Origin of the sequence: Trichocoleus desertorum AS-A10 (assembly GCF_039962155.1) — a bacterium.
In the GTDB taxonomy this organism is placed as follows: domain Bacteria; phylum Cyanobacteriota; class Cyanobacteriia; order FACHB-46; family FACHB-46; genus Trichocoleus.
Window position 1 is genome coordinate 125,714 of sequence record NZ_JAMPKN010000007.1, and the last position, 22,155, is coordinate 147,868.

The following is a 22,155-nucleotide window of genomic DNA, read 5'->3' on the forward strand; positions in this document are numbered from 1 at the left end:
GTCAGTAACGTTTCCTTACATGACCTGTTCAACGTCAGCAATTTCTGGAATAAATTCCCGCAAGCGCCGCTCAATGCCCATGCGAAGCGTCATTGTAGAACTGGGGCAAGAGCCACAAGCGCCTTGGAGCCGTAGTTTGACTACTGGTCCATCAATATCTACAAGTTCGACGTTGCCGCCATCCGAGATCAAGTAGGGACGCAGTTCATCCAGTACTTTTTCTACGTTTTCTGAGGTTAACGCTAGAGTTTCAGCCATAGTTTCCCTTTCGCAGTCTGTCAATTGCAGCGATATTGATCCTAGGTTTATCCTAACGCTACAAAGGTAAAGACCGCACGGGAGCTTCTGGCTCCAGCAGAGAATGTTTAGCTTATTGCGGTAATCGCTCTACCAAGAGGTCTACCGACTCATTTAATGAAGTAGTAGTGCTCATAATCGGCTCTTGAAATAGAGGCACGTCAAAAGTAACCGTTGAGCCTAATCCTTCACCCAAACTGTAGAAGTTGACCACGCCACCCATTGCCTCGACCAAGCGTTGCGAGATGGCGAGCCCTAAACCTGTACCGCCATATTGACGAGTTCGGGAACCATCTACCTGGCTAAAGGATTGGAACAATTTATCTTGTTTGTCGAGAGAAACGCCAATGCCTGTGTCGGCCACTCGGATTTTCACCATTCCAGGCCGCTCATTGTTCTGTACAGTAACTTTCTTCTTCACCACTTCAGCGCTGATCGTGATGCCGCCTTCATGGGTGAATTTAATGGCATTTCCCACTAAATTCAGCATCACTTGCAGCAAGCGCTGATAGTTACCCTCCAAAATAATTTGGTCGTAAGTAGGGGGCAAATTGATTTCAAAATTTAAGTTTTTCTGTTGGGCTTGAATTTGTCTTTGGGAAAAGTTTTCCACTGCGGACAAGAGTTCGTTGAGGTTGACAGGGCTTAACTCTAGCTGCATCTTGCCAGCCTCGATTCTGGCAATGTCAAGGATGTCATTGATCAGCTGCATGAGATGAATAGCACAGTCGTAAGCTTCTTCGATAAACTCGTGCTGCTCTTCTGGGCTGTCGACCATGTCATCCATCACCAGCTTGAGGAAGCCGATCATGCCATTCAGCGGAGTGCGGAGTTCGTGGGATGTATTGGCCAAGAACTCACTTTTAAGACGCGATGCTTCTTCAGCTTGCTGGCTAGCTTCTTCTAACTCGCGATGTTTCTGGACTAAATCTTCGTTGACTTTTTGGAGTTGGTTGGCTAAGGTCTGACTCGCGGTAAATAGAGTGGCGTGGGCGATCGCGGTTCCCACTTGGTCGGCCAGCTCTCTCACTAGGTCAATTTCAGCTTCGCTCCACATCCGAGGGCGATCGCACTGGTACAAGCAAATCAAGCCGTTGGGTTGATCTTGGTAGCAGGTAGCAACCATCAAAATTGATTGCTTCGGCCCCTCCAGAACTTGCGCCGTGGAACCGTTACTTGAGTGATTTCCTTCCTGACCGCTGTAAGCGCCATTGAAAATATGCATCGTATTGGCGCTTTGCTCGAGCAAAATCGGCTCCAGTAGAGTCAGCGCCTGTCTGACATGGACTTCCTCAGCAATTTTTAGGGTCTGCCCTTGCATGGAGGGAGCCTGATCCTGACAAAATTCTGCCACCACCTTGACAGCAGAATTGCCACTTTCGTAGGGACAGATAATGCAGCGGCTGACGCCTAAAGCTTTACCCAAACCATTAACGGTTTGCTGCCAAATCGTCTCTAAGTCAAGGGTGCGCCGGATGTTCCAAGCAATTTGGGTGAGTAGTTTTTGATAGCGATCTGAATTAGGAGCTTCATGGCGGGGGAAATCTGCTTCAACGGCAACTCCTTGATCCCGACCAGAGGTGGATAGTCGTCTACCCATGACCAAGGCTGTTGTAGCGATGCCGCTGGGAGTAAGGATAGGACTAACAATCAAGTCGAAGAGTAGGTATTGATCGCCGAAGCGAAAGGGATAGGTAAAGCGATCGGGAGTTAAATAGTCTAAGACTCGTCGCACCCGTCCTAGATAAGGATTGAGCGCTGCTGGGCCAAACCCTTCTCCGAGGCCATGACCTACCAGTTGATCTGGTGTAAGTCCAAAGTGTTCAGCTTCCTGCCAATAAAACGAAAGGTATTCCCCTGTAACCGTTTGGGTAAATACCAACTCAGACCCTAATCCCTGCAAGTATTCAGGGTTATCAGTAGCAGGTACTAATTCTGTCAGTTCCGTTAATGAAAATTTAGAGTCGGCGGAAGAGGTCATTAGTATAGGATGCGAAACTGCGAAGGGTGCGAATAGAGAAGCACTACGTTAGGCTTAATTTCTTTCAGCTTAGTGAGGCTTCGCGATCGCCTAGAAGGACAGAGTAGATGCAACCAAGCAAATGTCTAGAACCCAAGAAACCGTTCGCTATATTCAGGAAAACTGCTATGAGTAGTAGAACTTGGCTGGCCCTGACTGGCCTAGGCACTGATATACAAGCAGTTATCCCAGTTCGGCAGTTTAATTAACCTTCAAGGTTTGAGGTGAGCCGCTAGATCAATCATTCCACTCGCCTCTGGGGGGCACCGGAGGATTTCTAGGCAGGGTTCGAGATAGTTCGTAGTCCGAGGAAGATTCTCCCCTCAACCACTGCCGTACTGCTGTCTCAATCACCTTACTAGGATCGCTGGTGAGATGTTGAATTTGATCAAGCAATTCTGGGTCTAAATGAATTGCAATCTCAACCTTATCCGATGGTCGTGGGGAAGGGCTAGCCTGCTCACTCATAAGTAATGACAGAGATCTTCAGTGGATCAAATGCGAAGAGACTGGGAAGGCGGCAACGGTTTTTAAGTAGTTTCGCCCTCAAGCAACACCCAAAACGTTTTTTGAAGGATCAAAAATACATCTGAGTCATAAAAAAATCTAGACACAGGAATTGAGTTCCTACGTGCATTGTACATGCTGCCCTCTAATCCCGCGGCATATCTGCATTCAACCTCGGCGATCTAGCTCTGTTTGAGGCTGGGTCGAGCTAAGCTAGCTTTGTAAGAGCTGTGCCTGTCGTGGCTGTTTGAGCCTAGAGTCCTTGCGCTTGCAGACCGAGGATTGTGTCAAAATGCATTACAGAGCCTTCTAAATCCGCCCCTAATTTGCCCTGGCTTTGGGCTAATTCACAAAGCTGAAATTGTTTCTTAGTCATCTTCATCCTGCCTGTTAATTGAGCCAGCTATATGACCGACGTGCCCGTTTCTCGCATTCGTAATTTTTCGATCATTGCCCATATTGACCACGGAAAATCTACCCTCGCGGATCGCCTGCTACAAACAACTGGCACTGTTAGTGATCGGGATATGAAGGCCCAGTTTCTAGACAATATGGATCTAGAGCGCGAGCGGGGGATCACTATCAAGCTCCAAGCAGCGCGGATGAACTACAAGGCTCGTGATGGCGAGCAGTATGTCCTTAATTTGATTGATACACCAGGGCACGTAGATTTCTCTTATGAGGTGTCGCGATCGCTCGCAGCTTGTGAAGGCGCGTTGTTGGTAGTCGACGCCTCGCAGGGTGTAGAGGCGCAAACGCTAGCCAACGTCTATTTAGCTTTAGAACATAATCTAGAAATTATTCCAGTCCTGAACAAAATTGATTTGCCTGGTGCCGACCCGGAGCGGGTCAAGCAAGAAATTGAAGAGGTCGTGGGTCTCGACTGTAGTGGGGCTATTTTGGCCTCGGCTAAAGAAGGACTGGGCATTAATGAAATTTTGGAGTCGATCGTCCACTTGGTGCCCCCGCCGAAGGACACCATTAACGATCGCTTGCGAGCCTTGATTTTTGACAGTTACTACGATAGCTACCGGGGTGTGGTCGTTTATTTCCGAGTCATGGATGGCACGGTGAAAAAAGGCGATCGCATTCGGCTGATGGCCTCGAAAAAAGAGTACCAAATTGACGAACTAGGCGTACTTTCGCCCACCCAAGTCCAAGTGGATGAGCTGCATGCTGGCGAGGTAGGCTACCTAGCAGCGGCAATCAAAGCGGTTGAAGATGCGCGGGTCGGTGACACAATTACCCAAGCCAATGCCTTGGCAGCCGAGCCGCTCCCAGGCTATACAGAAGCCAAGCCGATGGTGTTCTGCGGCATGTTCCCCGTAGACGCCGATCAGTACGAGGATTTGCGGGAAGCCCTGGAAAAACTCAAGCTCAATGATGCAGCGCTTTACTACGAACCGGAAACCTCTAGCGCGATGGGCTTTGGGTTTCGTTGTGGTTTCCTCGGCCTGTTGCACATGGAAATTGTGCAAGAACGGTTGGAGCGAGAATACAACCTGAATTTGATTATTACGGCTCCCTCGGTGATCTATCGAGTCACGACTATGAAAGGCGAAGTGACTCTCGTAGACAATCCGAGTCGTTTACCGGGCCCTCAAGAGCGCGAGAAAATTGAAGAGCCTTACGTCCAAGTAGACATGATTACGCCGGAGGAGTACGTCGGTACCCTGATGGAGTTGAGTCAGACCCGACGGGGGGTATTCAAAGATATGAAATACCTCACTAAAGGCCGTACAACGCTGATTTATGAGTTGCCTTTGGCTGAGGTAGTGACCGACTTCTTTGATCAGATGAAGTCGCGATCGCGCGGTTACGCCAGCATGGAATACCACTTAATTGACTATCAGGAAAATCCGCTGGTGCGCCTAGACATCATGATTAACGGCGATCCAGTAGACTCATTGGCTACGATTGTTCACCGCGACAAAGCTTATGGAGTGGGTCGCGTGTTGGTCGAAAAGCTTAAAGAACTAATTCCTCGCCACCAGTTCAAGATTCCTCTACAGGCAGCCATTGGCTCCAAAGTCATTGCCAGCGAAAGTATCCCAGCGTTACGCAAGGACGTACTGGCTAAATGCTATGGCGGTGACATTAGCCGGAAGAAGAAGCTGCTGCAAAAGCAAGCCAAGGGTAAAAAGCGCATGAAGGCCATCGGTACCGTAGATGTGCCCCAAGAGGCGTTTATGGCTGTCTTGCGCCTGGATCAGTCCTAATTTGGGCTTTGGGCGGCATTACTGAGGTTAGTTCGCCTCGCAAATAAATTTACTTGCATTTGTACTTGCCGTTGGCAGCACTCCCACTCGAAAGCACCTTGCGGGGAAACTACTGAGTGGGAGTATTTTTTGCAAGCCACACGTAACTCGTGATTGATGTAACGCTTACTGGCGGAATTTTCATCAGCGTCAGCAGGCTCAGGAATTCAAGTTAAAGTCTGATTACATCTGAGCTGTGCTCAAGACTCCTATTTTGGTCAATTCAGCATCTTCCGATTGACATATTTGATATTAAATTTATTCTGATTCTTAGATTATTTACTGGCTAATGCTGAGGCTCTTCAAGCCTAGAGGGCACTAGAGCGATCGCTCCTGAACAGACATTCTCAGCATTTTGGCATTGACTTACTTGGTCTCCGGTAAGGCTAAACTAGGCTAATTTTCATCATTTCAGGGTTGCTATTAAGTTTTGGTGAATTCTACGGTTTTAGATCTGACTCCACCCAAAATTTCTGTTAGTTTTCTAAACAAATCAGTACAAATACGGCAACGCTAGACAGTCCAAAAATCAGAGGTTAACTTAGAGGACAGCTTTCCTCCAAAGAGCTAATCCAACAGCTTAGAAACCTTGAATCGGCCCTAACGTCCGTTTTCCAGTTGACTCAGGATTGGGTTGTAAAATAATTCAACCCTCTTCAAATATCTGTAGCTTCAAACTATGAGAATTTTAGTCACAGGTGGTGCTGGATTTATTGGTTCACATCTCATAGATCGATTGATGACAGAGGGACACGAAGTCCTTTGCATCGATAACTTCTATACGGGACATAAACGGAATTTGCTGAAATGGCTAAATCATCCCTATTTTGAGTTGATTCGCCATGACATCACCGAACCTATTTCCCTGGAAGTGGACCAGATTTATCACCTAGCCTGTCCAGCCTCGCCAGTGCACTATCAGTACAATCCAGTCAAAACCATCAAAACTAATGTGATGGGCACTTTGAATATGCTGGGCTTGGCTAAACGAGTCAAAGCGAGATTTTTCCTCGCTTCTACTTCTGAGGTTTATGGTGATCCAGAGCAGCATCCTCAAACTGAGGAATACCGAGGGAATGTCAACCCTATTGGTATTCGTAGCTGCTACGACGAGGGTAAACGGGTTGCAGAAACCCTAGCTTTTGATTACCACCGCCAAAATGATGTTGAAGTTCGCGTGGCTCGAATCTTCAATACCTACGGCCCCAGAATGCTAGAAAACGACGGTCGGGTTGTCAGTAACTTTGTTGTTCAAGCTCTGCGAGGAGTTCCCCTGACTGTTTATGGGGATGGCTCTCAAACTCGAAGCTTTTGCTACGTCTCAGATTTAGTAGACGGTTTCATCCGTTTAATGAACGGTGAGCATACTGGTCCTGTAAATTTGGGGAATCCTGATGAGTACACCATCTTGCAACTGGCTCAAGCCGTGCAACAAATGGTAGCTCCAGACGTGGCAATTCGATTTGAACCGTTACCCCAGGACGATCCCCGTCGCCGTAAGCCCGACATCACCAAAGCTAAAACTTGGCTGGGATGGCAGCCGACTGTTCCCTTACAGGATGGCTTGCGGTTAACTGTAGAAGATTTTCGGACTCGGATTACAAGCCCAAATCCAGATAGTAATCCGTCCGTCAACGATTTAACTGGCTCTCCTGCCATGTTGAAAACGTTCTAAAGCGTTCCCTGCCTCGTTCTGATTTCCTGACCTTTCACCTTCATTTGCCCCTTTTCGAGGACTCACCCTATGCGCGTTTGTGTCATTGGTACTGGATACGTTGGCCTAGTAACTGGAGTCTGCTTGGCTCACATTGGACATGATGTGATCTGCGTTGATAACAACGAAGAGAAAGTCAAACTGATGCAGGCTGGTCAATCTCCCATCTTTGAACCGGGGCTGTCAGAGTTGATGCAGTCTTCAATTCAGCGTGGAAAGATTCAATTCACAACTGACTTGGGTGCAGGTGTTAACCACGGCGAAGTACTCTTCATTGCAGTGGGTACACCTCCACTACCAACCGGCGAAAGTGATACTCGCTATGTAGAAGCAGTAGCTCGCGGCATCGGTAGCCATCTCAACGGCGGCTACAAGGTGATTGTGAACAAGTCCACCGTACCGATCGGCTCAGGTGACTGGGTCAGAATGATTGTGCTCGATGGGATTGCTGAGCGTCAGCAAACTTTGGTCGGCGCTGGCGGTGCAATAGCTGAAGAAAGCCTCGGTGCTCAGTTCGATGTAGTCAGCAACCCTGAATTCTTGCGGGAAGGTTCGGCTGTATACGACACCTTCAACCCTGACCGGATTGTTTTGGGCAGCAACAGCTCTAAAGCGATCGCGATGATGCAAGAACTCTACACACCAATTACAGAGCGGCAGTTTGCGGAAGACAAGTCTTTGCCCCCAGTGCCAGTGGTTAGCACCGACATCAGCTCGGCAGAAATGGTGAAGTATGCTTCCAATGCCTTCCTAGCTACCAAAATCAGCTTTATTAACGAAGTTGCCAACATTTGCGATCGCGTTGGCGCTGATGTCGTACAAGTGGCGAAAGGGATTGGTCTAGACTCTCGGATTGGTAGCAAATTCTTACAAGCTGGGATTGGCTGGGGTGGTTCCTGCTTCCCCAAAGACGTTTCAGCACTGATTCATACTGCTGATGACTACGGCTACGAAGCTCACTTGCTCAAGGCTGCGGTCAGCGTCAACCAGCGCCAACGCTTGATTGCGCTTGAAAAACTCCAGCAAGTCCTCAAAATTTTGAAAGGCAAAACGGTTGGTTTGTTGGGTCTGACCTTCAAGCCCGACACAGACGATATGCGGGATGCGCCTGCTCTAGACTTGATTGAGCATCTAACTCGTTTGGGCACCAAGGTGAAGGCTTACGACCCCATCGTTTCCCAAACTGGTTTGCGTCATGGCTTGTCCAACGTACTAGTAGAAACTGACCCTGAGCGCTTGGCTGATGGTTGCGATGCCTTGGTGTTAGTGACCGACTGGCAGCAATTCCGCACCCTCGACTACGCGAAGATGGCGAAGTTAATGAACAACCCCGTCATGATCGATGGCCGTAACTTCCTCGAAGAAGAAATCCTAGAGCGGGCTGGCTTCCGTTATCTAGGTGTGGGTCGGTAGACTCTTAACTGAAGCTTGGTCTGAACTAGACTCACTGACTTTCAGTATCTAAGCACGCTCTAGAAAATGCACCCTTTCCATAAAGAGGGGTGCATTTTTTTCGGTTTTTTTGATTGCGATTACAGCAAAGGTTTCGCTTCAGCGTAGGCAGCCAAATCTAGCTGAGCTAGGCGATCGTACGCTTGCGCAATGGCGCGATCGCCCCGTAAAAATCCCGTATTAGCCCCCGGACAGATAAAGCTGAGGGTTTGAGGCGTAAATCGCTCCAGTAGTTTTTGAATGCTCCGCAACTGGCGGGGCCAGTGGAAAGTTTTGGCAATCCGCAACGGCACAGGCTCCCCTTGAGCGCTGGGGATTAAGTGACGCCCAGAGAACAGTACCCCACCATAGGCTTGGTGATAAAGACAAGCGGAGCCCGGAGAATGTCCTGGGGTCCATAGAGCTTGAGCACCTGGGTAAAACGAGAAGGTTTCATGAAATTGAATCGGATTTAACCCTGGCAGCAAATAGGCTTCCTGCTCTTGGACCACGATTTGGCAGCCGAGGGTTTGTTGGATTTCACTGACATATTTGCTAATGCCGCCGCGATGAGTGATAAACAGCCAGCGGACACCACCCTGAGCTTGTAAAAACTGTAGGTTGGCTTCGTTCCAAGCAGGACAATCGACCAGGATATTGGCATCGTTTCCTACAATGAAATAAGCAGTACCACCCAAAATATCTCGGTTGGGTGGGAAAGCGTACAGGGTGTAAGGAGGTTGTCCATCCAAGACAACACGAGGCTGCTTTGATAGTGAGCTTTGTGGCTCCGGCATAGTCTTAGTTTGGCTTTGGAGTTCTTGTAAATTGAGAATACGCTGGCAACAGCTCGTGAGACATGTCTACCAGGCTAGTGGGCTTCTTGCATAGTAGTTTGGCTAGGGCTTGGCCCCACTCAAACTAATCACGAAATCTAATTTGCAGCAGGCTAGTGATAATGTTGCTTACTGGTCATGAAAGTGTTTAAGACATCCTCTGAAGGCCACTTGAGATTAATAGCATGACTTTTTGGTTGCTCTCACTCGTATTCTTGCTTGGCTTCATTACCTACCTGGTTGTGCAGCGCAATGTTGCTAGCATTACCCGCACTCCAGTCTGGATTCTATGGCTGGTAATGATGACGCCTGCGCTAATTTGGAGTACCTGGACCCTAGTTTACGGTGAGAATAATCCGCCACCGCCTATTTTAGTGATCGGGCCTTTTGTCACCTGTACCCTCCTGTATTGGTTGTTAATTCGGGTAGGGCGCATCCCTAATTCTGCTAGCAAGACTGCTGAGGCGACTAGCCCACCTACATCGCCGGAAACGAAGCATTCTTTATTAGCTGACCCAACGGCGACGGAAGCAAAAACTGTAGTTAAGCCTCTCAATAAAGAGGAAGAGGCTAGCTTGCAAAGCTGCTTTCCTTGGTCAGTCTACTATGTTCAGAACTTTGAGTACCGACCTCAAGCGGTGATTTGTCGGGGACAGCTGCGCACTACACCCGACGCAGCTTATCAGACGATTCGGGACAATATTGAAGCTCAATTTGGCGATCGCTTCTTGGTGATGCTGCAAGAAGGAGCGAATGGCAAACCTTTTTTCGCCTTAGTGCCCAATCCCCAAAGTCAGCAAGCCGATCAATCGAAGCAAGAGCCTTTAACTCGACCCGGATTGGCACTGGGATTATTAATTGCCACGCTTTTCACTACTACCCTAGCGGGGATTGAAATTGCGGGCGTAACGGTGACTTCGCTTTCGCAGTTGTTTGCAGAACCGCAGCTATTTTCGGCTGGGTTGCCCTATGCCTTGGCTTTAATGACAATTTTGGGAATTCATGAGTCGGGGCACTATTGGACGGCTCGCTTTTATAAAGTGCGGGCGACGTTGCCCTATTTCATTCCCATTCCTTTCTTCCTGGGAACATTTGGCGCGTTCATTCAAATCCGCTCCCCCATCCCTAATCGTAAAGCGCTGTTCGATCTAGGTATTTCAGGGCCCATGACTGGGCTGATCATTACATTGCCCATCTTGCTGTGGGGGTTAATGCACTCTACGACTGTGGCTGCGACTGATAAGCTTGGCCTCAATTTCAATGCCTTGAATCCTAGTACCTCGCTTTTACTGGCGCTATTAAGTAAATTGGCCTTGGGTGCTGCCTTGACGGCTGAAACTTCGATTAAATTGCATCCAGTGGCGATCGCAGGTTGCTTAGGCCTCATTGTGACAGCGCTTAATCTAATGCCGGTGGGACAACTCGATGGCGGCCATGTGGTGCATGCGATGTATGGGCAGCGAGCTGGAGCCTTAATTGGTCAAGTGACACGGCTGCTGGTACTGGGGCTATCGCTGGTGCAACCGGATTTCTTTCTCTGGGCAGTGCTGCTATTTTTTATGCCAGTGGTAGATGCACCCGCACTCAACGACGTGAGCGAACTCGACAATCGGCGAGATTTACTGGGATTGTTTACTTTGGGCTTGCTCTTGATGATTATTTTGCCTGCCCCCAAGGTTGTGACTCAAATCCTAGGTTTTTAAGACATACTGCTGAAAGCCTGACTTGATGGAAGCAGGAAGGAACGTTGCCGATGACTCAAGACGTTAGACAGTGGCTATCTGAAATCAAAGCTTTGCAACAGCAATTGGCTGAAGCGGAGCGAGAACGAGACGCAGCTTATACGAGTGCGACTAACTGGCGGCGGCTCTACGAAACCGAGGCCCAACAGCGCCGCACGGAGACGAACCTAACGCAACAGGCGATCGCGGATTTGCAAACGGAGATTCAGCAGTTGCAAGGCGGCATCATCTTTGGTGACAATGCCAGCCACCCTGCCGCAGAAATGAGTCAAGCTTTAGACCAGCTCCAAACGCCCGCTGAGCTACGCGAGAAGTTGGGGCAAATCTTGCAAGAGCAAAGTCGCCTCCAAGGTGAAGTGGAGCGATTGGTACAGGCGTTGCAGCTAGAGCAGACCAACCATGCCCAAACTCGTAAAAGCTTAACTACTGCCTTAGGCGATACGATTGACTTACTGACGAAAGAGCGAGCCATCAAACAAGTAGAAAAAAGCACCAGTAGTATGACTAATACTGGTGCTGATTCAGCTTCTGAGAATCTAGATTTAGAGGCAACTAAAAGCCCATTGCTTGAGCTACCGCCGTTAAATCAGGCGCAATTCCCTGTTTAAACTGGTTGGCGCTGTGTTTGATGGCTGAGTCTGGATCTTTCAAGCCATTGCCTGTGAGGACACAAACCACCGTAGCTCCCGTAGGAATTTGATCTTTCACCTTTAGCATGCCTGCTACTGATGCGGCACTGGCAGGTTCACAGAATACACCTTCTTGGGAAGCCAAGAGGCGATAAGCTTCTAGAATTTCCTCATCGGTGACCGGGTTGAAAGCGCCTTGACTGGCATCTTTAACGGCGATCGCTTTTTCCCAATTCGCCGGATTGCCGATGCGAATAGCAGTTGCCAATGTTTCAGGATGCTCAACCGGAACGCCGGAAATTAGAGGGGCAGCACCTGCGGCCTGGAAGCCCATCATTCGGGGTAGGCGATCGCAACGACCCTCCTGGTGATACTGGCAAAAACCCATCCAGTAAGCAGAAATATTACCCGCATTGCCTACAGGAATGCAGAGCCAATCGGGGGCGTTACCTAGCACATCCACAATTTCAAAGGCGGCGGTTTTCTGTCCTTCCAAACGGTAGGGATTCACCGAGTTCACCAAAGTAACGGGGTGAGTTTCGGCCATTTCCCGCACAATTTCTAAGGCTCGGTCAAAGTTGCCTTGAATTGCTAGGACTTCAGCGCCATACAGTAAAGCCTGAGCGAGTTTGCCTAAGGCGACATAGCCTTCGGGAATTAAGACAAAGGCACGCATGCCACCCCGACGGGCATAAGCGGCGGCTGCGGCAGAAGTGTTGCCCGTACTGGCACAAATGACAGCTTGCGCTCCCGCTTCTTTGGCTTTGGAAATTGCCAAAGTCATGCCTCGATCTTTGAAACTTCCAGTAGGGTTAAGGCCGTCATATTTTACGAACACCCGCACCTGCCTACCAATCTGCTCTGCGATCGCAGGGACCGGAATCAGGGGGGTATTGCCCTCATGCAGCGTTACTACAGGAGTCTGGTCGGTAACGGGTAGATAGGGTCGGTAAGCTTCAATCAGACCTGGCCAACTTACGGCTTTTGGTGCAGATCCAACAGAGGAATTAGCGGAGGACAGGCTTAGAGTCACAATGTCAGCTAGGTGGGTTCCAAAAAAATTGAAGTAAACCTTAGTGTATCGCGATCGGCAAACTTCTCTAAACTTTCAGTGTGCCCACCCTGAGCTTGCGCCTGAACTTATCAGTGTCACGCTCAAATATCGATACATTCCTTCACCTTAGTTCATTAATCCAGTAAAATAAGCAAATGGTGTGAGTAAGCAAAAATGACTAGTCAACTACTGATCTCGACAAGTGCATCCAGCTCATCTAGTGCTCCCAGCGGTCTAGAACCCGGTGAACCTGCCAGTAGTAGCACAGCCGTCTCGGAAGCCAGAAATCGTTTAATAGAATCCATGAAAAAATCTGCTTATCAAGTTGATCACCAAGTTAGAGTCCTAACCTTGCAAGCAGAGGCAGAGGCTTTACTTCAGCAACTGCAAGCTTTAAAACAGCAACGTTCGATCTCAGAACTAGCTTTAACTCATCGCCCCTAAGCGGCAGTCAGCCCCTCACCCGCTAATCCCTGCTTTCAAGGTCGGGAGCAGGGACACGGAACTTTTCTTTTCTCAGCGAGTGCTATGGGGTGAGATAATTTTGCTCTGCGATCGCCAGCTACGAACTCGCTACGAACCGGAGTGATGCTCAATGGTGTGGGCCGCTGCGGCTTGCGGATAGCCAATATGAGAAATTTCTAGCCCTATCTCTAAAAAACTTAATACTTAAATTCAATCTTGTGGTAAAAAGGACTGGTTACTGAGCTTGCAGCTAGAGTGGCACTTTGGTTTGCAGCACTCATTTTTGCTGCCAAGTTTTTCTACATATCAATTGACGCAACTACTTGAAAAGCAGAACCTGCTACCTTGCATTAGCAGGTTTTTAATTGTGCACCCAGATATCACTGCTCATTGGAGAAAGTTCATTTCTTTATGACCGTATCGACAGTAAAGCCTGAAAACCTAGAGTTTGATGCACCTGCTTCAGCTCTACGTCTCAAAGATATTTTGAAGACCTTACCAAAAGAATGTTTTCAAAAAAATAGCCGCAAGGCGTGGTCTGCTGCATTATTCAGCGTCGCTGTCGTGGCTCTAGGTTATTGGGGTTTAGCGGTTGCCCCTTGGTTTCTTCTACCTGTGCTCTGGATTTTTACAGGGACCGCGCTAACTGGTTTTTTTGTGATTGGTCATGACTGCGGCCATCGCTCTTTTGCCAAACGCCGTTGGGTGAATGATTTGGTGGGTCACTTGTTCATGATGCCCCTGATTTATCCCTTCCACAGTTGGCGCATTCTCCATAACTTCCACCACACCCATACCAACAAGCTGGATATTGATAACGCTTGGCAACCGTTCCAGACAGAGTATTACGATAGTTTGCCACGCTCACTTCAGAACGGCTATGAGGGGCTGCGGGGACGGTTCTGGTGGGTCGGCTCGATCGTGCATTGGGCGGGGATCCACTTTACTCTGGCGGAGTTTCAACCCAAGGACCACTCCAAGGTTAAGTTGTCTGTGGCGGTTGTGCTGATTTTTGCCGCGATCGCTTTCCCCACTTTAATTGTGACAACAGGCATTTGGGGCTTTGTGAAGTTCTGGCTGATGCCTTGGCTGGTCTACCATTTCTGGATGAGCACGTTCACTTTAGTGCATCACACCGCACCAGATATTGCGTTTTATCCTGAAGACCAATGGAATGCGGCTGATTCTCAGCTTTCTGGTACGGTGCATTGCAATTACCCTGGTTGGGTGGAGTCTTTGTGCCATGACATTAACGTGCATGTGCCGCACCACATTTCCACGGCAATTCCTTCGTACAACTTACGGCTGGCTTACCAAAGCTTGCAGCAAAACTGGGGCGATCGCTTATACAAAGAGTGCAACTTCTCTTGGGCATTGATGAAAGAAATTACAGACCAATGCCACTTGTATCATCCTGAGGCTTGCTACCGCTCGTTTACGGACTATCGTCAAGGCCAATAGGCATCACTTGCGGCTGAAATTTACGTTTTTTTATCTAACGGGAGTTTCAGCCGCTAGAATTAAGGCTATTCTGTGTAATCAGATTGCACGAATTTCAGCAATGTTGGTAAGGGAGTGGGCATGAGCAGATTGCAGCAACTGGTAAGTTTCACGGCCACGGCTCTGGTCCTGGTTGGTTGTGCTGGGGGCGATCGCACGGCCCAGCAAAATCCCACTCCCGCTTCTCCGGCTGTGACTAGCTCTACTCAAACTGTTAAAACTCAGCCGATCGCCCAACAAAATTTTTCTAAGCCCGTCGTCCCACCCGTACCCGTGGTCAAAACGGTTCCCGTACCAGGTTTAGTGCAGCCTACTAATGCCACTGCTCGATTGCCGCAAATCGCTTCAGGTCGTCGTGACCCCTTTGCGGCTGTCGTGACCTCTCCAGTTGTCGTGCCTGGACCTGTGACTAGTACTAGTACTGCTACAAGATCAATTCCTCAGGTTGCTCCGGTGCCGAGAGTGGTGAGAACGGCTCCAGTTAGACCCGCTCCTAGTCAGCCTGCTCCCGCCCCAGTCTTTGCAGCGGCTCCTTTACCACAGTTGCAGCCTAGCTCTCCTAATTTCACTACAGTTCCCTTACCTCCGCCTGCTCCGTTCCCTGGTGTGATGCCTCTGCCGCCTACCAGCGTTGCGAATGTGATCGAGGTGACTGGTGTGGTGCAAGTGGGCCAAAAGGTAAGCGCCATTATCAAAGTGCCAGCAGAGTCCACGAGCCGCTATGTCAGTGAAGGCGAGTATTTAGCGGGTGGCATTTTAGTCAAGCGGATTGAGTTGGGCACCCGCGAAGAGCCTTTGGTTGTGCTAGAGCAAAACGGCGTTGAAATTGTTAAATCTGTAGGTAGTGCAGGCAATACAGTGGCTCGCGCCTTCTAAGCGCTGAGACGGAGGCTAGAACGAATTCTGATGTCTAGAATGGGAAGGAGCTTTGCTTGACCCCAGTCTCTAGGTAGGTGTGCGTAGCTATGAAGCGATCGCCTCAGTCAACGATTTCCCGGAATTTGAGTTATCAAGAGGTTTATACCTGCCCCATCTGCCGTCATGGTGAGATTGCCGGCATGACCTTGATGGATGCGTTTGCTTGTAATTTTTGCCGCCATATTTTCACGGCTAACTTGCGCGAGCAATCGGTTCAAGTGGTAGATAACTCTCATCCCTTAGCTTGGCGCTGGAATGGGCAAGCTTGGCGAGGTCTGCACCAAGTAGATGGTGACCAAACTGTTTTAATTTGGTTGATCGGGCTGATTTTGGTCGTCTTGCCATCGGCTTTAGTGGGGCTGGCTTCTTATATGTTTCCGCCCCTTGATGACAGTCCTTCTAACTCTGTCCCTTTGCTGTGGACGAGCTTAACTTTCTGCTTGCACTTTATTTTGGTGGCGTGGTTGGTGGCAGAGCATCACCAGTTCCCGCTGTATGTAGCTTGTAAGGTGCGATTGCAAGGACTTACCAATCGCTCTTAAGCGGTTGGCCTACTCGAATTGCTGTTTCTTGCTAGACCAACGTTGCAGACGGTAGCCCGCAGATCCATCCACGACGAGGACAGGGATGCCACCATCGCCTAATTCTGCAATCGCTAACAGTGACTGTTGGGCCGTTCCATCAAATTCGTTATAGAGCACAGCGCCCGTATCTGACACAATCAAGGTCCGCGATCGCCCAGCAGGACGTTTCTGGGAGTCCGGCTGGTCAAGTTGCAAGGTAGCAAGCGTCTCTGGAGCGAGGGTAAACACGGCTTCGAGTTGCTGGTTGCCAGTTAAGTCAATTTGTTGCACTTGCCAACTACCGATTTCGCTTTGTTGGAGTAGGCCCGCAGGGGTTGCTGTCACTCCAGCGGGTAATTGATTGCTTTGTTGTAGTTCTGTCGCTAGTGCTTGCAGGATCGGATTGGCCAGCTTTGGTTGCTGTTGATTCAAATCTGCCAAGGTAGTCACTGCGGGGGTCGTCCATTGCAAGGCCGTAGTCGTCAGGGCCAAAGGACGGGGTAGGGGTTGTGCAGCCGTAGGAGCGGGAAGGGGGTCGCCAGCCGCCAAAATCCGTATGGTGCCGCCTTGTAGTTGTACGGCTTTGGCTGTGGCGAAGACAGTGTCTTGTTGGCCCGCATCGGTCCAGACCAAAATCTGTAGTTGTGGATCGGTGGTGAGGCCCAGCAAATTCCACAACGGTTCGGCTCCATCAGCCTTGGAAAACTTGAGGTCAGAAAAGTTAGAGCGTTGCCAACGCTTGCCATCGTAAAAAGCCGTCACTTGCACTTCGTACCAAGTTTGCCCAGCCTCCAACTTCAAACTTGAGTTCTTTAGTTGCCACCAATTCGCAGGGTTGATTTGCTTAAGTGTTTCTGCCGTACCGACAACTTGGCTCAGGTGGGTGCTGGGGGGAATGACATCGGAAAAGTTGGGGTCAAGGCGATCGAGGAGTTTGCTAATCCGAGCGATCGCGGCTGGGTTGGTTTGGGGTTGTTTCTTTAACCAAGCGATCGCCGCAGGTTTGTCTTTTTTAGCGCCAACAATTAAAGCGCCCCACGCTTTGGCATCTGTTTGCATTGGGTCAACTTTGAGGGCTGCCTCGACCCGATTCCACAAGCGATCGGCATCTCCCTTCAACAGAGAGGCGACCTCCTGGCTGTTATCCACGGACGCTTGAAACACGGATAAGGCTCTGGCCCAACGACCATCAATTAAATTCGTGAGCACTTGTTGGCTAGGGCTCGCCCAAGACTTTTCTGCTTGAGCTTGGGTTGCTTCTGCATGCAGTCGCACAAAATCCATCTCGGCTTGGGCTGCGTTGGACCACAGGTCCGGATTGGCTTCACTGGCTTGGCGGAGCGATTTGAACCAGGCTAAAGCTGGAGACCATAAGCCACTCCGGGCTAAGGTCATAATTTTGCCGTAGGTTTCTGTATCAAGGGCTGGATCACTGAGCGAAATAGCTTCTAGCTGAATCGGGTCCGGTAAAAACTGCCGTGGCTGGACCTGATAAACTTCAAATTGCGGCTCTAAGCCAACGGTTTGGTCTACTACTAGTTCTGGGGTGGCTCCGCTAGTAATTGCTTTCCAGGCAGGAGCTTGTCCTGTAGAACTTGTCCACTCCAGCATCCAACCTAGGTAGTCTCGGTCAGGATTGTAGTGAGCCACGCGGCCATAAGCAATAGTGTCGTCGCCTCGTACCAACTCGCCGCTCAGCAGTAACCATACGCCTGAGGTGGGGGCTTTGCCCTCAAAGCGCTGAATGGAGGTGAGCGGGAGCGATCGCGCGGACCCTTGGTTCTCTGAGTTGGCATCGACCAGCGGAGCGATCGCAAAAGATTCTTCTGGCCCCGCTACGGCAATTTGGCTAGCTAGCCAGTAAGACTGCTCTTGCTTAATCTGCCGCCGCGCATCCTCAACGGGTCGATAAACCTGGAGTTCAACAATTTGCTCACAGTTATTCTTGGCTGAATCTAGAGTGCTAGTGGCTTGACAGAGGGGGCGTCGAGCCAAAACCGGAATTAAAAGATCGGTGGCAGTTGCGCTTTTGTTGGCTCCCTTGACTTCATTACCAAGAGAAATGGGTTCACCTGGAATCCGACCTGATTGGCGAATGCTGGCACGAATTTCTGAGAGGGTTTGGAAAGTTTCCTGGTTGGCAACCGGGATGCGAGTCCAAGTGGGTAAATATTGATTTAACCCCACGATCGCATCGGGATCAACAATCAGTAGAATGGCTATCCAAGCTCCACCAACTGTCAGCCCCGCCGCACCGCATAACAGTGCCAGTGCCCCCAGCAGCGAGAGCCAAGAGTTAGCCTGAGCCTTAGCGGGTGCCTGGGGAGGGCTCGGAACTCTGGGTGGGTTGGCAGCACTCGCAGGCAGCTTTGGAGTTGCTGGCTTGCGCGGCGGCAAAAGCTTCGGTTTCTTCTGGGGTTGGAGCGCAGTCTTATCCGGTTTAGTTCCCATTCCAGCTTTCAGTTAGCAATCAAAAATCTTTGGCGATCGCAGGTTTGCAGCTGAGCTGACTGCGTACTGATCCATACAAGGTGTAGTGACCTCTTCCGGTCAACCCATGAATTCTTGAAAGCGAGTTGGAGTCTCAAACTCCCCTTCCCTTTGAAAGAAGGGGCTGGGGGTTAGGTCTCATAATGCCTAGCGATCGCGCCATCAACTCAGCAAAGTTGGAACTAACTGTACCCCTAATTCTCAATAGTTCAGCAGGAATTTCAGACTTTTGCCAAAATTTACAGAATTTAAGCTTCTAACAAGGCTTGTTCGTAAAGTTGGCCCGCCCGCTCCCAAGTGTAATTGGTTTCGATCATCGATCGCGCGTTGTGGGATAGCTCTGCCCGCAAGTCAGGGTTTTCAAACAACTGACTAATCGTGTTGACGTACTCAGCCACAGAATTCGCTCGCAATGCCCGCAGAGGCGCATCGGCTCCATCTATAGTTAAGCCTTCCAAGCCGCGATCGCTAGCCACAATGGGTGCGCCTGCTGCCATCGACTCCAAGGTTTTAGTTTTAATTCCCAAACCAACGCGGAGGGGCACGACGCATACTGTCGCTTGGTGCATGTAGTCCACCATTGAGGGGACTTTGCCCGTGACCACCACACCAGGCTCATCTTTGAGGGCTAAAACTTCCGCGACGGGACGCGCCCCCACCAAGCTAAAGGTGGCTTCTGGATAACGCTGCCTGATTTGGGGAAACACCTCTAAGGCAAAGAAGCGAGCGGCATCAATGTTGTGGGAAGAATCCATCGCGCCGACAAACACCAATCGTTGGCCGCCTGGGTCACTGGGGCGATAAGGAAACATCTCCAAGTCCACGCCGTTAGAAACGACGGTAATGGGAGAGCCTGGGGAAATGGCCGCTAGTTTTTGGCGATCGTCTTCCGTAGTGGCAATGAGACTCGAAAACTTGGCGCAATAGCGTTTCTCGTAGCGATAGAGCAAGGGCAGGTAAAGGCGATCGCGCAGTGGATTTTCCGAAGCCCCATGCTCTAGATGGTTTAACACCCAACCGTACACCGAGCTATGCACATCAACGACGGTGTGGACAGATTGACGAAACTCTGGGCGAATATAAACTTCATTGACGCTGTGCTCACAGGCGATCGCGTCACATTTCCCAGCGGCGACGAACGTGTCTACCCAAGCTTGCACTTCTGGGGAATACCGTTTTAGAACGTTGGGAGGTGTGGTTTTGGCGACAGACTCGACAAAGCGACCGACTTTACTCAGCAAGCCAGGTTTGGCTTGAGACTGCTCCCCAGGAAACACCATTAGGTAGCTGACCCATTGCCGTAGCGCTTCCACATCTTCATCGGAGGTCCAGCGTTGCCGCTCAGTCACTAGCGTCACTTCATGGCGCTGATGCAGATATTTCAATAAATTAAAAGTCCTGCCCTCCGCTGCTCCTCGACTAGGGGGATAGGGGAACGTATTACAGGAGAGCACGAGAATTTTCATAAGAGTTGTTGAAAAAACTATAACCATTCAATCTCTGTGGCTTGCTCAGATAGCTTGGCAGCTTGCTGACCCGCTGTTCTGGCTCTGGCGCAATAGACGCTAATGGGCGTACTGATCAGCTCGATCGCGGGAGTTTTGCCAAGCAGCGTTTTGCCTGTTTGGATCGGTAGTTCCTTTAAGAACCAGCGGCTAAGCAGATAGGCCGATTCCTGCCAGGTGTGTTTGCGGGTTAAGCCTACGCCATAGAGTTCGTGTAAGTAACGATTGGAGCGACCATAGCGTTGCCACTGGCTTTTGAGGTCTTTGAGGGTAGCGCGATGACGATGTTGCACGATCGCCTCTTCGGCAAAATGTAGCTGCCATTCCGTTTGTTTCTGGATGCGCCAACAAATGTCAGCGTCTCCCCCAGTGGTCATGTAGGGTCGAAATAATCCTACTTGCTCCAAGGCTTGGCGTCTAATGGCTAAGTTGGCAGTTTGGCCGTAGGGACAGAATGAGTGAGCGAGAGTATCTTTTTGGCTCAAGAGGTTGCGGCTGTCAGCGTAGCGCTCTAGCAAGGTTGTGCCAGGAAGAGCAACGATTTCACCTACAACCAACCCAATACTGGGGTCAGCCAAGGGTGGCACAAGCAGTTCTAACCAGTTGGGTTGGGGGCGGCAGTCGGCGTCGGTAAAGACAAAAATTTCTCCCACCGCAGCTCGAATGGCCGTATTGCGGGCGGCATAAGCGCTTTGAATCTTGGCTTCAGTGAGATGGTGCAGGTTCCACCCTTCTGCTTGGGCGGACTCAGCGGCTTGCTGCAAAATTTCAGCCGTGCGGTCTTGGCTAGCATTATCGACTAAGAGATACTCCACCCGTCCTCTAGGGTAGGTCTGAGCCCGAAGGCAAGCCAAAAGTTCAGGTAAATCGGTTTCGCCGTTGTAGATTGGAATGACAACGGAAACCTGAGGCAAGAAGGTATCTGGCTGAGGGCTATCCATCGCTTGATTTCTCTAAAATCTTTATACAGCCGTCCCTAATCTTTATGAAATTCATATAGCGGGCTCGATCCAGATTCTAAACGGAGCGATACCATCAATATCGAAGTGCCGGTTTGGAACTGCATCTTCACTCAAGTTTTAATGCTCTAGGGATGCGAATTTAAGACATTTTGAGGGGCGCTTTCCCAGTCACAGCATTTTCTAGTAATCAACTCATGCCTAAAGTTAGTATTTGCATTCCTACTTATAACCGAGCCAATCTGCTCCCCTACGCGGTTAATAGCGTTCTTCATCAAACTTACACAGATTTTGAGTTGCTAATTTGTGATGATGGCTCGACCGATGCGACCCTCGAGGTGGTGAGCCAGTGGAAGGATTCGCGGATTCGCTACATTCGTCATCCCGTCAATATTAAGCGCAGCAAGAACATGCGCTCTGGTTTTGAGGCGGCTTGCGGCGACTATTTCATCAAGTTTGACGACGATGATGCGCTAACGCCAGAGTTTTTAGAGAAAACGGTTGCTGTGTTGGACGCTAACCCGGATGTGGATTTTGTCTGCACGAATCACTGGATTATTAATCCAGCGGGAGAGCGAGAGGAAGCGGCGACATTGGCCAATGCTGCGAAGTGGGGCAAGGACAAGTTGCCAGCGGGGGTGATTCCTAATTTGGTTCACGAAACGTTTGTGCGCCAGAGTTTACAAGTAGGTTCAACGCTGTTTCGCAAAGCTTGCTTGGATGAAGTAGATTTCATGCGCTTTGAAGCGGATGGCTGTGAGGATTTTGATTTGTTGGTGCGGTTGGCGATCGCGGGGAAGCAGGGCTACTTTTTGCCAGAGTATTTGATGGAATACCGCATGCACGGGGGCCAGAATAGCCTGCGACAGAGTATCCACTTTTTGAGGGCCAAGCTGTTCTGCCTCAACAGCTACCACTTTGATGAGAGTGATGTGGAGCGGCAGCGGATCAAAAAAGCGGCAGGCTTGAAGCAAGATCTGGCTTTGAGGTTAATTGAGAAAGGCGACACAGCGGAAGGCCGTCAACTTTTGCAAGAAGCGAATCAAGTTTTGGGCACTTCTAACCGCGCTAAGGCAGGCTTGGTGCTCTCGTACCTACCAGAAAGTTTGCGCCAAGTCGCGTTTAATTTATTCCGCCAAGTGCGAGCGAAGGACTACGCAGAGCAGGTGCGCCAAGTACAAGCTTCCAGCTAAATTTGGGTGCTGGCAAAAGTGGGTGATTAGTAGCGATCGCTTCAATTTCCATCTGGCAAAGTAAATCACTACCT

The 22,155-nt window shown here is 49.9% G+C and carries 19 protein-coding genes; 10 read left to right on the forward strand and 9 right to left on the reverse strand.

Annotation, left to right across the window (positions count from 1 at the left end; all coding sequences use genetic code 11):
• Nucleotides 1-15 precede the first annotated feature (15 nt).
• From NDA01_RS12440 to NDA01_RS12455, 4 genes are all read right to left on the reverse strand, one after another.
• Entirely contained in the window at nucleotides 16-258 is a 243-nt protein-coding gene (locus NDA01_RS12440) for a NifU family protein (RefSeq protein ID WP_190432922.1), read from the reverse strand.
• Between the two features lie 112 nt (nucleotides 259-370).
• On the reverse strand, nucleotides 371-2,278 hold the full coding sequence (locus NDA01_RS12445; protein ID WP_348228181.1) for an ATP-binding protein: 1,908 nt from the start codon (nucleotides 2,276-2,278) through the stop codon (nucleotides 371-373).
• Between the two features lie 276 nt (nucleotides 2,279-2,554).
• On the reverse strand, nucleotides 2,555-2,785 hold the full coding sequence (locus NDA01_RS12450) for a hypothetical protein (protein WP_190432924.1): 231 nt from the start codon (nucleotides 2,783-2,785) through the stop codon (nucleotides 2,555-2,557).
• Between the two features lie 292 nt (nucleotides 2,786-3,077).
• Nucleotides 3,078-3,200 (reverse strand): hypothetical protein, encoded by a 123-nt coding sequence (locus NDA01_RS12455; protein WP_277876054.1) that lies wholly within the window; start codon nucleotides 3,198-3,200, stop codon nucleotides 3,078-3,080.
• Nucleotides 3,201-3,231: 31 nt separating this feature from the next.
• Between NDA01_RS12455 and lepA the strand changes: the two genes are divergently transcribed.
• From lepA to NDA01_RS12470, 3 genes are all read left to right on the forward strand, one after another.
• Nucleotides 3,232-5,043, forward strand: a complete 1,812-nt coding sequence (lepA, locus tag NDA01_RS12460; RefSeq protein ID WP_190432926.1) for a translation elongation factor 4 — start codon at nucleotides 3,232-3,234, stop codon at nucleotides 5,041-5,043.
• Between the two features lie 718 nt (nucleotides 5,044-5,761).
• A complete protein-coding gene (locus tag NDA01_RS12465; RefSeq protein ID WP_190432928.1) occupies nucleotides 5,762-6,757 on the forward strand; it encodes a UDP-glucuronic acid decarboxylase family protein in 996 nt (331 codons plus the stop codon).
• A gap of 69 nt (nucleotides 6,758-6,826) precedes the next feature.
• Complete coding sequence (locus tag NDA01_RS12470; protein ID WP_190432932.1) at nucleotides 6,827-8,209, forward strand: UDP-glucose dehydrogenase family protein; 1,383 nt, start codon at nucleotides 6,827-6,829, stop codon at nucleotides 8,207-8,209.
• 119 nt (nucleotides 8,210-8,328) lie between these two features.
• Here the strand turns inward: NDA01_RS12470 and NDA01_RS12475 are convergent, their stop codons facing one another.
• On the reverse strand, nucleotides 8,329-9,024 hold the full coding sequence (locus tag NDA01_RS12475; RefSeq protein WP_348228182.1) for an MBL fold metallo-hydrolase: 696 nt from the start codon (nucleotides 9,022-9,024) through the stop codon (nucleotides 8,329-8,331).
• A 224-nt stretch (nucleotides 9,025-9,248) separates the two neighbouring features.
• On the opposite strand from NDA01_RS12475, the gene NDA01_RS12480 reads away from it, so the two are divergent.
• Nucleotides 9,249-10,766, forward strand: coding sequence for a site-2 protease family protein (locus NDA01_RS12480; RefSeq protein ID WP_348228183.1), 1,518 nt, complete (start codon nucleotides 9,249-9,251; stop codon nucleotides 10,764-10,766).
• Nucleotides 10,767-10,816: 50 nt separating this feature from the next.
• Entirely contained in the window at nucleotides 10,817-11,413 is a 597-nt protein-coding gene (locus NDA01_RS12485; RefSeq protein ID WP_348228184.1) for a hypothetical protein, read from the forward strand.
• Here NDA01_RS12485 and thrC read toward each other — a convergent pair.
• The gene (gene thrC, locus NDA01_RS12490; protein WP_348228185.1) at nucleotides 11,358-12,467 is read right to left on the reverse strand and encodes a threonine synthase; all 1,110 of its coding nucleotides are present in this window, start codon (nucleotides 12,465-12,467) and stop codon (nucleotides 11,358-11,360) included. The genes NDA01_RS12485 and thrC overlap by 56 nt on opposite strands.
• A 195-nt stretch (nucleotides 12,468-12,662) precedes the next feature.
• On the opposite strand from thrC, the gene NDA01_RS12495 reads away from it, so the two are divergent.
• The 4 genes from NDA01_RS12495 (at nucleotide 12,663) to NDA01_RS12510 (ending at nucleotide 15,913) form a co-directional block, all read left to right on the forward strand.
• On the forward strand, nucleotides 12,663-12,932 hold the full coding sequence (locus NDA01_RS12495; RefSeq protein WP_348228186.1) for a hypothetical protein: 270 nt from the start codon (nucleotides 12,663-12,665) through the stop codon (nucleotides 12,930-12,932).
• Nucleotides 12,933-13,364: 432 nt separating this feature from the next.
• Nucleotides 13,365-14,414 carry a fatty acid desaturase gene (locus tag NDA01_RS12500; RefSeq protein ID WP_348228187.1) on the forward strand — a complete coding sequence of 350 codons (1,050 nt, stop codon included), beginning with the start codon at nucleotides 13,365-13,367 and terminating at the stop codon, nucleotides 14,412-14,414.
• 120 nt (nucleotides 14,415-14,534) lie between these two features.
• A complete protein-coding gene (locus NDA01_RS12505; RefSeq protein ID WP_348228188.1) occupies nucleotides 14,535-15,329 on the forward strand; it encodes a hypothetical protein in 795 nt (264 codons plus the stop codon).
• Nucleotides 15,330-15,418: 89 nt separating this feature from the next.
• Nucleotides 15,419-15,913: a hypothetical protein gene (locus tag NDA01_RS12510; protein WP_348228189.1), complete on the forward strand. Its 495-nt coding sequence runs from the start codon at nucleotides 15,419-15,421 to the stop codon at nucleotides 15,911-15,913.
• A 9-nt stretch (nucleotides 15,914-15,922) separates the two neighbouring features.
• On the opposite strand, the gene NDA01_RS12515 is transcribed toward NDA01_RS12510, so the two are convergent.
• The 3 genes from NDA01_RS12515 to NDA01_RS12525 form a co-directional block, all read right to left on the reverse strand.
• Entirely contained in the window at nucleotides 15,923-18,385 is a 2,463-nt protein-coding gene (locus NDA01_RS12515; protein ID WP_348228190.1) for a tetratricopeptide repeat protein, read from the reverse strand.
• A 287-nt stretch (nucleotides 18,386-18,672) separates the two neighbouring features.
• The gene (locus NDA01_RS12520) at nucleotides 18,673-19,890 is read right to left on the reverse strand and encodes a glycosyltransferase family 4 protein (RefSeq protein ID WP_348228191.1); all 1,218 of its coding nucleotides are present in this window, start codon (nucleotides 19,888-19,890) and stop codon (nucleotides 18,673-18,675) included.
• Nucleotides 19,891-19,907: 17 nt separating this feature from the next.
• A complete protein-coding gene (locus tag NDA01_RS12525; RefSeq protein ID WP_348228192.1) occupies nucleotides 19,908-20,870 on the reverse strand; it encodes a glycosyltransferase family 2 protein in 963 nt (320 codons plus the stop codon).
• A 215-nt stretch (nucleotides 20,871-21,085) separates the two neighbouring features.
• Between NDA01_RS12525 and NDA01_RS12530 the strand changes: the two genes are divergently transcribed.
• Complete coding sequence (locus NDA01_RS12530) at nucleotides 21,086-22,081, forward strand: glycosyltransferase family 2 protein (RefSeq protein WP_348228193.1); 996 nt, start codon at nucleotides 21,086-21,088, stop codon at nucleotides 22,079-22,081.
• Nucleotides 22,082-22,155: the final 74 nt, after the last annotated feature.